The sequence below is a fragment of the Serratia nevei genome, from assembly GCF_037948395.1.
Classification (GTDB): domain Bacteria; phylum Pseudomonadota; class Gammaproteobacteria; order Enterobacterales; family Enterobacteriaceae; genus Serratia; species Serratia nevei.
Map to the genome: position 1 here is coordinate 124,488 of NZ_CP149940.1, position 12,166 is coordinate 136,653.

The window sequence follows — 12,166 nt, forward strand, 5'->3', positions numbered from 1 at the left end:
TCAGCTCGAACGTTTACGGTTGCTGCGCGGCGCGCCGCCGCGACGAGGCGCGGAGTTGCGACGTGGGCCGTTGCCGCCGCGCGGACGCGACAGGCGCTTCGGCGCCGGCAAATCGGTCAGCAGCGCATCGCTGTTGTACTTGCTCACCGGAATGCTGTGGTCGATATAGGTCTCGATCGCCGGCAGGTTGAGCGCGTACTCTTCACACGCCAGGCTGATGGAGTGGCCGCTGGCGCCTGCGCGGCCGGTACGGCCGATGCGGTGCACGTAGTCTTCGCAGTCGTCAGGCAGATCGTAGTTGAAAACGTGCGTGACGGAAGGGATGTGCAAGCCGCGCGCAGCGACGTCGGTGGCGACCAGGATATCGAGGTTGCCCTTGGTGAAGTCGTCGAGGATACGCAGGCGTTTTTTCTGCGCCACGTCACCGGTCAGCAGGCCGACGCGGTGACCGTCGGCGGCCAGATGGCCCCAGATGTCTTCGCAGCGGTGCTTGGTGTTGGCGAAGATGATGGCACGATCCGGCCACTCTTCTTCGATCAGCGTCTGCAGCAGGCGCATTTTTTCTTCGTTGGACGGGTAGAACAGCTCTTCTTTAATGCGGTGGCCGGTTTTCTGTTCCGGTTCCACTTCAACATATTCGGCGTTGTTCATCTGCTCGAAGGCCAGTTCGCGTACGCGATAGGACAGGGTGGCGGAGAACAGCATGTTCAGGCGTTGATCGGCCGTAGGCATACGGCGGAACAGCCAACGGATGTCTTTGATAAAGCCGAGATCGTACATGCGATCGGCTTCATCCAGCACGACGACCTGCATCGCGCCGAGATCGACATAGTTCTGTTTGGTGTAATCGATTAAACGGCCGGTGGTGCCAATCAGAATGTCCACGCCGCTTTCCAGCACTTTCAGCTGTTTGTCGTAGCCGTCGCCGCCGTAGGCCAGGCCCAGTTTCAGGCCGGTGCTCTGGGAGAGCGCTTCTGCATCGGAGTGGATTTGCACCGCCAGTTCACGCGTAGGCGCCATGATCAAGGCGCGCGGCTGATTGGTCTGGCGATCCTGTTTCGCCGGGTGAGTCAGCAAATAGTGAAAAGTAGACGCCAAAAACGCCAGCGTCTTTCCGGTACCGGTTTGCGCCTGACCTGCAACGTCACGCCCGGAGAGCGTGAGCGGCAATGCTAACGCCTGGATGGGCGTGCAATTGTGAAACCCTTTTTTCTCAAGGGCTTCAAGGACTAACGGGTGCAGGGCGAAGTCGGAAAACTTCTGTTCGGTCAAGTGTGTTTTGCTCATAGTGTGGTAGAATATCAGCTAACTATTGCTTTACGAAAGCACATCCGTTGAAATAAACGCGGTGCAATAAAATCACCTTGAGTTGGTTAATGCTACACCAACAAGGTAGACATAATCCTGTGGAGTAGAACATGAGCGATAAAATTATTCACCTGACTGACAGCAGCTTCGAAGCCGATGTGCTGAAAGCGGAAGGGCCGATCCTGGTCGATTTCTGGGCTGAATGGTGTGGGCCGTGCAAGATGATTGCTCCGATTCTGGATGAGATTGCCGAAGAGTTCGAAGGCAAACTGACCATCACCAAGCTGAATATCGATCAGAACCCGGCTACCGCGCCTAAGTACGGTATCCGTGGTATCCCTACGCTGTTGCTGTTCAAGAACGGTGAAGTGGCCGCGACCAAGGTTGGCGCGTTGTCCAAAGGTCAGCTCAAAGATTTCCTGAACGCGAATCTGTAATCGGGCGGGAAGCCCAGTATCAGGCGCCTGGCGGTGATGTTCAATTCACCGCTAGACGCCTGCCAAGAAGCGTGTTAAGTTTAACCACACTGCATATAGAACTTGCCCGAAGTTTTAAATCTAAAGAGTTTGAATCTAAAGCTATACTCTGTGTCGAACCACTGGCGTTGAAAGTAAACTGAACTCAGCCCGTGTTTTGGCAATCAAACGGTTTTGCAAAAATCATTTTTAAGGTACCTTCGATCTTCAACCGTCAATGCGTGCGCCCGATGTAAGCCATTTCTTACCGCGACGGCTCTGCGCCCGGTGATCGAACGTCCAGTAAACAGGCACGCATCTCGCTGCCATACCATTCACGATACAAGTTCGAGACATACCCCGAGTTTAAGAACCCACCACTATGAATCTTACCGAATTAAAGAATACGCCGGTTTCTGAGCTGATTACTCTCGGCGAAAATATGGGGCTGGAAAACCTTGCCCGCATGCGCAAGCAGGACATTATCTTCTCCATTCTGAAGCAACATGCGAAAAGCGGAGAAGATATCTTCGGCGACGGCGTGCTCGAGATATTGCAGGATGGATTCGGTTTCCTCCGCTCTGGAGACAGTTCCTACCTCGCCGGTCCCGACGACATCTATGTATCCCCTAGCCAAATCCGCCGCTTCAACCTCCGCACAGGTGACACCATTTCCGGTAAGATTCGTCCGCCAAAAGAAGGCGAGCGCTATTTTGCCCTGTTGAAAGTCAACGAGGTCAACTACGACAAGCCGGAAAACGCCCGCAGCAAGATCCTGTTCGAGAACTTGACCCCGCTGCACGCCAATTCCCGTCTGCGGATGGAGCGCGGCAACGGTTCGACCGAAGACCTGACGGCGCGCGTACTGGATCTGGCGGCGCCGATTGGCCGCGGCCAGCGTGGCCTGATCGTGGCACCGCCGAAAGCCGGTAAAACCATGCTACTGCAGAACATTGCGCAGAGCATCGCCTACAACCACCCTGACTGCGTGCTGATGGTGCTGCTGATCGACGAACGTCCGGAAGAAGTGACCGAGATGCAGCGTCTGGTGAAAGGCGAAGTGATCGCATCGACCTTCGACGAACCGGCTTCGCGTCACGTGCAAGTGGCCGAAATGGTGATCGAGAAGGCCAAGCGCCTGGTTGAACACAAAAAAGACGTGATCATTCTGCTCGACTCCATCACTCGTCTGGCGCGTGCCTACAACACCGTGGTACCGGCCTCAGGCAAGGTGCTGACCGGTGGTGTGGATGCCAACGCCCTGCATCGTCCGAAGCGTTTCTTCGGTGCGGCACGTAACGTGGAAGAGGGCGGCAGCCTGACCATCATCGCGACCGCGCTGGTTGATACCGGTTCGAAGATGGACGAAGTGATCTACGAAGAATTTAAAGGTACCGGCAACATGGAATTGCATCTGGCGCGTAAAATCGCCGAGAAACGCGTATTCCCTGCGATCGATTACAACCGCTCCGGTACCCGTAAAGAAGAGCTGCTCACCACCTCCGAAGAGCTGCAAAAAATGTGGATCCTGCGCAAAATCATCCATCCGATGGGTGAGATTGACGCGATGGAGTTCCTCATTAATAAGTTGGCGATGACTAAAACCAACGATGAATTCTTCGATATGATGAAACGCTCATAATTCGTTAAAAAATTCGCTGAACGCCACGCCTAGTCGTGGCGTTTTTCGCTTTTGGCGGATACGATAAGTAGCAGTAATGGAAAAGTAAGTTGTTTCCTCGACTTATTGAGAATTCATCTTGTTTGTCGGTCGGTTTCTCGCCGGTCGGCTTTGCTGCTGTCGTTTTGTCAGCCGAAGCGAAGAAAATAGGCATGAATCACCGTTGTCATAGGAAATGACCGAAAGGTGGCGGGGGCCGATGGCACAAGCTATTGCCCGTGGTAAGCTGCCTTATCTTCTACAGAGATCTGTTAACTGTGAACTTACTCACTATGAGTACTGAAATTCTATTTGTTTTCCTGTTTTCTTTGGCTTTTCTCTTTGTTGCCCGCAAGGCGGCAAAACGTATTGGTCTGGTAGATAAACCCAATTATCGCAAACGCCATCAGGGGCTGATTCCGCTGGTCGGCGGTATTTCCGTTTATGCCGGGCTGTGCTTCGCGTTTTGGATTTCTGAACAACCTATCGCGCACGCCAAGCTTTATCTTACCTGCGCCGGCATTCTGGTGTTTGTGGGCGCGCTCGACGATCGTTTCGACATCAGCGTTAAAATCCGCGCCCTGGTGCAGGCGTTGGTCGGCATCGCCATGATGGTGTTCGCGGGCCTCTATCTGCGCAGCTTCGGCCATGTGCTGGGCGACTGGGAGATGCTGCTGGGGCCGTTCGGCTATCTGGTGACGCTGTTCGCGGTATGGGCGGCGATCAACGCCTTCAACATGGTCGACGGCATCGATGGCCTGCTGGGGGGCTTGTCGTGCGTCTCCTTCGGCGCGCTGGGCCTGTTGCTGTACCTGAGCGGCCATCATGAGCTGGCGTTCTGGTGCTTTGCGATGATTGCCACCATCGTTCCCTATATTTTGCTCAACCTCGGCATCCTTGGCCGCCGTTATAAGGTGTTCATGGGGGACGCCGGCAGTACCCTGATCGGCTTTACCGCCATTTGGCTGCTGCTGCAAAGCTCGCAGGGAAAGGCACACTCGATTAACCCGGTGACCGCGCTGTGGATCATCGCTATTCCGCTGATGGACATGATAGCAATCATGTATCGTCGTTTACGCAAGGGGATGAGCCCCTTCTCTCCCGATCGTCAACATATTCACCACCTGATCATGCGCGCCGGCTTTACGCCGCGGCAGGCTTTCGTGTTGATCACCCTGGCGGCCGCATTGCTGGCGGCGGTTGGCGTGATCGGCGAACGCCTGACTTTTATCCCAGAGTGGGTTATGTTGGCATTATTCTTGCTTGCTTTCTTCCTGTACGGTTACTGCATCAAGCGCGCCTGGCGGGTTGCGCGGTACATTAAGCGTATCAAGCGTCGCCTGCGGCGTTCGAGCGATAACAAGCAAGTATCTTAACCAGAGGCTTTTTGGCTGTGATGAATCCAGAAACAACGTCTGACAAGCATACCCCGGCGGTGGATAACGAACTCGATATCCGCGGCCTGTGCTGCACCCTGTGGCGCGGCAAACCGTGGATTATCGGCATTGCGGTGCTGTTCGCGGCGGTCGCGCTGATCGTCTCTTATCTGGTTAAGCAAGAGTGGAGCGCGACCGCCATCACTGACAGACCGACGGTGAATGCGCTGGGCGGTTACTACTCGCAGCAGCAGTTCCTGCGTAATCTGGACGTGCGTACGCTGCCGGCGACGGCCGGCGATCAGCCGAGCATCGCGGACGAAGCGTACAATGAGTTCATCATGCAACTGGCGGCTTACGATACGCGTCGCGATTTCTGGCTGCAGAGCGATTACTACAAGCAGCGTCAGGAAGGGGATGCCCGCGCCGATGCGGCGTTGCTCGACGAGCTGATCAACAACATCCTGTTCACGCCGCGCGACGACAAGAAAGTGCCGAACGACGGCGTGAAGCTGACGGCGGAAACCGCCGCCGACGCCAACCGCCTGCTGCGTCAATACGTGGCCTTCGCCAGCCACCGCGCAGCCCTGCACCTGAACGAAGAGATCCAGGGAGCGTGGGCCGCCCGCACCACCTCGATGAAGGCGCAGGTCAAACGTCAGGAAGCGGTGGCGGAGTCGGTTTACAAGCGTGAGCTGAACACCACGCAGCAGGCGCTGAAAATCGCCGAGAGCCAGGGGATAAGTCGCACGCAAACCGACACCCCGGCCGAGCAACTGCCGGATTCGGATCTGTTCCTGCTGGGCCGGCCAATGCTGCAGGCGCGTCTGGAAGGCCTGCAGGCTTCCGGCCCGACCTATGACCTGGATTACGATCAGAACCGCGCGATGCTGGCGACGCTGAACGTTGGCCCAACGTTGGATGAGAAGTTCCAGACCTATCGCTATTTGCGTACGCCGGAAGAGCCGGTAAAACGCGACAGCCCACGCCGGGTCTTCTGGCTGATTCTGTGGGGTGCGATGGGCGCTTTGGTTGGCGCGGGTGTTGCCTTGGCGCGTCGGCCGTCGAATTAATCATAGATTTAACTTACCGATGGGCGCTTAGTGCGCTCGGTTCGCAGGTACGCCTGCGCTTAACTGACCAAAAAGAGATTCTCTGTGAAAGTGTTGACTGTTTTCGGCACCAGACCTGAAGCCATTAAAATGGCGCCGCTGGTACATGCTTTGGCTCAGGATGCGACCTTTGACGCAAGGGTCTGCGTAACGGCACAGCATCGTGAGATGTTGGATCAGGTATTACGGTTGTTTGAGATCACTCCGGATTACGACCTGAACATCATGAAACCCGGCCAGGGGCTGACGGAAATCACCTGCCGCATCCTGGAAGGGCTGAAAGGGGTGCTGGAAGAGTTCAAACCGGACGTGGTGCTGGTGCACGGCGATACCACCACCACGCTGGCGACCAGCCTGGCAGCATTTTATCAGCGTATCCCTGTTGGACATGTCGAGGCCGGGTTGCGTACTGGCGATTTGTACTCTCCCTGGCCTGAAGAAGCCAACCGAACTCTGACGGGGCATTTGGCGAAATTCCATTTCGCGCCAACCGAAAATTCACGTCAAAACTTGCTGCGCGAAACACTGCCGGATAATCAGATTTTCGTGACCGGCAATACGGTAATCGATGCGCTGTTTTGGGTGCGCGATCGTGTGATGAGCGATGCCGCGCTGCAGGGAAACCTGGCGCAGCGTTATCCGTTCCTCGATGCTAACAAGAAGCTGATCTTGGTCACCGGCCATCGCCGGGAAAGTTTCGGCGGCGGCTTTGAGCGAATCTGCAGCGCGCTGGCGGAGATCGCCCGCAATCACCCGGACGTACAGGTGGTGTATCCGGTGCATCTCAATCCAAACGTCAGTGAGCCGGTAAATCGGATTCTGAAAGGCATCGACAATATCATGTTGATCGAACCGCAGGATTATCTACCGTTTATTTATCTCATGACCAAAGCGCACCTGATCCTGACCGATTCCGGCGGCATTCAGGAAGAAGCGCCGTCGTTAGGCAAACCGGTGCTGGTGATGCGCGACACCACCGAGCGTCCGGAGGCGGTGGATGCGGGCACTGTGCGTCTCGTCGGCACCGACGTGGCCAAAATTGTTGATGCGGTGACCCGGCTGTTGACGGACGAAAGCGAATATCAAGCCATGAGCCGGGCGCATAACCCATACGGTGACGGACATGCCTGCCAGCGTATCCTCGAAGCCTTAAAGAATCATCAGGTGGCACTATGAGCTTTGACACTATTTCTGTCATTGGTCTAGGTTATATCGGCTTGCCAACGGCGGCGGCTTTTGCCTCCCGCAAGAAAAAAGTGGTGGGCGTTGATGTTAACCAACATGCGGTAGACACCATTAACCGTGGTGCGATCCATATTGTCGAACCGGATCTGGACAAAGTGGTTAAGGAGGCCGTCAATGGCGGTTTCCTGCAGGCTGTGACCAAACCGCAACCGGCCGACGCGTTTTTGATCGCGGTGCCTACGCCGTTCAAAGGCGATCATGAGCCGGATTTGGCCTATGTCGAAGCGGCGGCGAAATCGTTGGCGCCGGTGTTGAAAAAAGGCGATTTGGTGATCCTCGAGTCCACCTCGCCGGTGGGTGCCACTGAACAGATGGCGGAATGGTTGGCCGAAACGCGCAGCGATCTCAGTTTCCCGCAGCAAGCGGGCGAAGCGGCGGACGTGAATATCGCCTACTGCCCGGAGCGCGTACTGCCGGGGCAGGTGATAGTAGAGCTGATTAAAAACGACCGTGTGATCGGCGGCATGACGGCAAAGTGCTCGGAACGAGCCAGCGCGCTGTACAAGATTTTCCTCGAGGGCGAATGCGTGATCACCAACTCGCGCACTGCCGAGATGTGCAAGCTGACGGAAAACAGCTTCCGCGACGTGAATATCGCCTTTGCCAACGAATTGTCGTTGATTTGCGCCGAACAGGGGATCAACGTCTGGGAACTGATCCGCCTGGCGAACCGCCATCCGCGCGTGAATATTCTGCAGCCGGGGCCGGGCGTCGGCGGTCACTGCATCGCCGTCGATCCGTGGTTTATCGTGGCGCAAAACCCGCAGCAGGCGCGCCTGATCCACACCGCACGCCTGGTGAACGACGGTAAACCGCTGTGGGTGGTCGACCGGGTGAAAGCGGCGGTGGCCGATTGCCTGGCCGCCACTGACAAGCGCGCGTCCGAAGTGAAAATTGCCTGCTTCGGCCTGGCCTTCAAGCCGAATATCGACGATTTGCGTGAAAGCCCGGCGGTAGAAGTGACACACCTGATTGCCGAATGGCACGTCGGTGAAACGCTGGCGGTTGAACCGAACGTCGAACAGCTGCCGAAGTCGCTGGTGGGGCATGTGGCGTTGAAAACCATTGCCGAGGCGTTGCAGCAGGCCGATGTGATCGTGATGTTGGTCGACCACCAGCAGTTCAAGGCCATCCGGCCGGAAGAGATCAGGCAAAGTTGGGTGGTGGATACCAAGGGAGTCTGGCGTTGAAGCGTATCTTGGTGACCGGTGGCGCCGGTTTTATTGGTTCCGCGGTCGTACGGCACATCATCGAGGCTACCCACTGCAGCGTGGTGGTGGTGGATAAGCTAACCTATGCCGGTAACCTCGAGTCTCTGGCGGTGGTGGCCGAGAGCGAGCGCTATGCTTTCGAGCAGGTCGACATCTGCGATCGCGCCGAGCTGGATCGGGTGTTTGCCCAGTATCAGCCGGACGTGGTGATGCACCTGGCGGCGGAAAGCCACGTCGATCGCTCTATCGACGGCCCGGCGGCCTTTATCGAAACCAACGTGGTTGGCACTTACACTATGCTGGAAGCGGCGCGCCACTACTGGCAGCCGTTGGCGGCGGAGAAGAAGCAGTCTTTCCGTTTCCATCATATCTCCACCGATGAAGTGTACGGTGACCTGCACGGTACCGACGATCTGTTTACCGAAACCACGCCGTATGCGCCGAGCAGTCCGTATTCCGCCTCCAAGGCGTCGAGCGATCACCTGGTGCGCGCTTGGTTGCGCACCTACGGTTTGCCGACCCTCGTGACCAACTGTTCGAATAACTACGGCCCTTATCACTTCCCGGAGAAGCTGATCCCGCTGGTGATCCTGAATGCGGTGGCCGGTAAGCCGCTGCCGGTATACGGTAACGGCGCGCAGGTGCGTGACTGGCTGTATGTCGAAGATCACGCGCGCGCACTCTATCAGGTCGTCACCGAAGGCGTGGTGGGCGAAACTTACAATATCGGTGGCCATAACGAGCGCAAGAATATCGAAGTGGTGCAGACCATTTGCGATCTGCTGGAAGAGCTGGCACCGAACAAGCCACAGGGCGTGGCGAACTACCGCGATCTGATCACTTACGTGAAGGATCGCCCGGGCCACGATATGCGTTATGCCATCGACGCCGGCAAAATCGATCGTGAGTTGGGCTGGCGGCCGCAGGAAACCTTCGAAAGCGGCATTCGCAAGACGGTGGCCTGGTATCTGGCCAACGAAACCTGGTGGCGCCGGGTGCAAGACGGCTCTTATGCCGGTGAGCGTTTGGGGCTGTCAGATTAATTTAACGCCGCGTCGCTTTGTGCCGGCGCGGCGGGCTTTGGAGTCTGTATGAAAGGCATTATTCTGGCTGGCGGTTCCGGTACGCGTCTGCATCCGATTACTCGTGGCGTGTCCAAGCAACTGCTGCCGATCTATGACAAGCCGATGATCTATTACCCGTTGTCGGTACTGATGCTGGCGGGAATCAAAGACATTCTGATTATCTCCACGCCGGAAGATCTGCCTTCATTCAAGAGGCTTTTGGGCAGCGGCGAAGCATTCGGCATTAATCTCAGCTATGCCGAACAGCCAAGTCCCGATGGCTTGGCTCAGGCATTTTTGATCGGCGAAGAATTTTTGGCCGGTGAGCCGAGCTGTCTGGTATTGGGTGACAATATTTACTTTGGTCAGGGGTTCAGTCCCAAGCTGAAAAGCGTTGCAGCGCGCACCATCGGCGCGACCGTGTTTGGCTATCAGGTGATGGATCCCGAGCGCTTTGGCGTGGTGGAGTTTGACGACCACTTCCGCGCGCTGTCGATCGAAGAAAAGCCAGTTAAACCGAAGTCCAACTGGGCGGTGACCGGCCTGTACTTCTACGATAGCCAGGTGGTGGAGTTTGCCAAACAGGTGAAACCTTCTGAGCGCGGCGAGCTGGAAATCACCAGCATCAACCAGATGTATCTTGAGCGCGGAGAGTTGGCTGTCGAGCTGCTGGGGCGCGGTTTCGCCTGGTTGGATACCGGCACGCACGACAGCTTACTGGAAGCCAGCAGCTTCGTACAGACGGTCGAGAAACGTCAAGGCTTTAAAATCGCCTGTCTTGAGGAGATCGCCTGGCGCAATGGCTGGCTGGATGACGAGGGCGTGAAACGTGCGGCTCAGACACTGGCCAAAACCGGTTACGGCAAATATTTACTGGATTTATTGCATGCGCGTCCACGCCAGTATTGAACCGCTGCAGTGGGAGAGCGACTTCTTCCACTTGGAAAGCGCCAAGTTACATTTCGATAACTCGGCGGCGTCTGTAGCTGAAGCTGATTTGAACGCTTATGCATTGGTGCAAGCCAAAATCCCCGCTTGCCGCCTGGAGTGGGCCGATGCGCTGTCGGCGCTGGGATTCCGGTTGGTCGAAGGGGAAGTGGACCTGGCAGTGAACGTTGCGCCGGAAAGCACGACGGCCGATGTCGCTTCGGCGGCTGCGGTGCGTCTGGCCGTTCCCGAGGATATCCCGTCATTGCGCGCTGCCGCCGGTGAGGTGTTCGCCGCCAGCCGGTTTCGTGCACCGTGGTACGATCGCGCCGATAGTGGGCGATTCTATGCGGCCTGGATCGAAAAAGCGGTGCTGGGTACCTTTGATCATCAATGCTTGTTGGTATTGAACAGTCAGGGGCAACCCGAAGGCTTTGTCAGCCTGCGTGACATTGGCGGCCAGGAAACGCGTATCGGTCTGCTGGCGGCTTTTCCCGGCGTATCCGGCCGGGGCATTGGCACTCGGCTGATGACGGTGGCGATCGCCGAATGTCGGCGTCAAAGTATGCAGCGCCTGCGGGTCGCGACCCAGATAAGCAATATCGCCGCATTACGACTCTATCAACGACAGGGTGCCGTGATTGAAAGCACCGCGTACTGGTTATACAGAGGTAGACATGATTCCATTTAACGCTCCACCGGTTGTTGGCACTGAACTGGAATATATGCAGGCTGCTATGGGCAGCGGCAAGCTATGCGGCGACGGCGGCTTTACCCGCCGCTGCCAGCAGTGGATGGAACAGCGTTTCGGCAGCGCGAAGGTGTTGCTGACGCCTTCCTGCACCGCGTCGTTGGAAATGGCCGCCATCCTGCTGGATATACAGCCGGGTGACGAAGTGATCATGCCGAGTTTTACCTTCGTTTCCACCGCCAACGCCTTTGTGCTGCGCGGCGCCAAAGTGGTGTTCGTCGACCTGCGTCCGGATACCATGAACATCGATGAAACCAAAATCGAAGCGGCGATCACTGATAAAACCCGCGCAATCGTGCCGGTGCACTATGCCGGCGTCGCCTGCGAGATGGATACCATCATGGCGCTGGCGAAGAAATATAACCTGTTCGTGGTGGAAGACGCCGCACAGGGCGTGATGTCGACCTACAAAGGCAAGGCATTGGGCACCATCGGCCACATCGGCTGTTTCAGCTTCCATGAAACCAAAAACTATACCGCCGGCGGCGAAGGTGGTGCGACGCTGGTGAACGATCCGGCTCTGGTCGATCGGGCGGAAGTCATCCGCGAGAAAGGCACCAACCGCAGCCAGTTCTTCCGTGGTCAGGTCGACAAATATACCTGGCGCGACATCGGCTCCAGCTATCTGATGTCTGACCTGCAGGCCGCCTACCTGTGGGGCCAGCTGGAAGTGGCGGAACGCATCAACCAGCGCCGTTTGGCACTGTGGCAGAAGTACTACGACAGCTTCCTGCCGTTGGCGCAGTCAGGGCGCATCGAGTTGCCGGTAATCCCGGCCGACTGCGTGCATAACGCGCACATGTTCTATATCAAGCTACGTGATATCGAAGAGCGCACGGCCTTTATCGACTACCTGAAGGAAGCCGAAATCATGGCGGTGTTCCACTATATCCCGCTGCATGATTGCCCGGCCGGTGAACGCTTTGGCCGCTTTGCCGGTGAAGATCGTTACACCACACAGGAAAGCGCGCGCCTGGTGCGCTTGCCGCTGTTCTACAATATGTCCGATGCTAATCAACGTACGGTTATCAATAGCATACTGAGCTTCTTCGCCTGA

General features: G+C 56.8%; 11 protein-coding genes. 10 read left to right on the forward strand and 1 reads right to left on the reverse strand.

Annotation, left to right across the window (positions count from 1 at the left end; all coding sequences use genetic code 11):
- Complete coding sequence (gene rhlB, locus V8N38_RS00550; protein ID WP_060424233.1) at nt 1-1,287, reverse strand: ATP-dependent RNA helicase RhlB; 1,287 nt, start codon at nt 1,285-1,287, stop codon at nt 1-3.
- Nucleotides 1,288-1,418: 131 nt separating this feature from the next.
- Between rhlB and trxA the strand changes: the two genes are divergently transcribed.
- The 10 genes from trxA (at nt 1,419) to rffA (ending at nt 12,166) form a co-directional block, all read left to right on the forward strand.
- The gene (trxA, locus tag V8N38_RS00555) at nt 1,419-1,745 is read left to right on the forward strand and encodes a thioredoxin TrxA (RefSeq protein WP_004934187.1); all 327 of its coding nucleotides are present in this window, start codon (nt 1,419-1,421) and stop codon (nt 1,743-1,745) included.
- Between the two features lie 400 nt (nt 1,746-2,145).
- Nucleotides 2,146-3,405: a transcription termination factor Rho gene (rho, locus tag V8N38_RS00560; protein WP_004934188.1), complete on the forward strand. Its 1,260-nt coding sequence runs from the start codon at nt 2,146-2,148 to the stop codon at nt 3,403-3,405.
- Nucleotides 3,406-3,701: 296 nt separating this feature from the next.
- Nucleotides 3,702-4,799, forward strand: a complete 1,098-nt coding sequence (gene wecA / locus V8N38_RS00565; RefSeq protein ID WP_004934192.1) for a UDP-N-acetylglucosamine--undecaprenyl-phosphate N-acetylglucosaminephosphotransferase — start codon at nt 3,702-3,704, stop codon at nt 4,797-4,799.
- A gap of 20 nt (nt 4,800-4,819) precedes the next feature.
- Nucleotides 4,820-5,872 carry an ECA polysaccharide chain length modulation protein gene (wzzE, locus tag V8N38_RS00570; protein ID WP_084826287.1) on the forward strand — a complete coding sequence of 351 codons (1,053 nt, stop codon included), beginning with the start codon at nt 4,820-4,822 and terminating at the stop codon, nt 5,870-5,872.
- An 84-nt stretch (nt 5,873-5,956) separates the two neighbouring features.
- Nucleotides 5,957-7,087, forward strand: coding sequence for a non-hydrolyzing UDP-N-acetylglucosamine 2-epimerase (gene wecB / locus V8N38_RS00575; protein WP_147840542.1), 1,131 nt, complete (start codon nt 5,957-5,959; stop codon nt 7,085-7,087).
- Nucleotides 7,084-8,346 carry a UDP-N-acetyl-D-mannosamine dehydrogenase gene (wecC, locus tag V8N38_RS00580; RefSeq protein ID WP_147840543.1) on the forward strand — a complete coding sequence of 421 codons (1,263 nt, stop codon included), beginning with the start codon at nt 7,084-7,086 and terminating at the stop codon, nt 8,344-8,346. The genes wecB and wecC overlap by 4 nt, the downstream gene beginning before the upstream one ends.
- On the forward strand, nt 8,343-9,410 hold the full coding sequence (rffG, locus tag V8N38_RS00585) for a dTDP-glucose 4,6-dehydratase (protein WP_147840544.1): 1,068 nt from the start codon (nt 8,343-8,345) through the stop codon (nt 9,408-9,410). Before wecC ends, rffG begins: the two co-directional genes overlap by 4 nt.
- A 48-nt stretch (nt 9,411-9,458) precedes the next feature.
- The gene (gene rfbA, locus V8N38_RS00590; protein WP_147840545.1) at nt 9,459-10,340 is read left to right on the forward strand and encodes a glucose-1-phosphate thymidylyltransferase RfbA; all 882 of its coding nucleotides are present in this window, start codon (nt 9,459-9,461) and stop codon (nt 10,338-10,340) included.
- Nucleotides 10,318-11,049, forward strand: coding sequence for a dTDP-4-amino-4,6-dideoxy-D-galactose acyltransferase (gene rffC / locus V8N38_RS00595; protein WP_147840546.1), 732 nt, complete (start codon nt 10,318-10,320; stop codon nt 11,047-11,049). The genes rfbA and rffC overlap by 23 nt, the downstream gene beginning before the upstream one ends.
- Nucleotides 11,036-12,166: a dTDP-4-amino-4,6-dideoxygalactose transaminase gene (gene rffA / locus V8N38_RS00600; protein WP_147840547.1), complete on the forward strand. Its 1,131-nt coding sequence runs from the start codon at nt 11,036-11,038 to the stop codon at nt 12,164-12,166. Before rffC ends, rffA begins: the two co-directional genes overlap by 14 nt.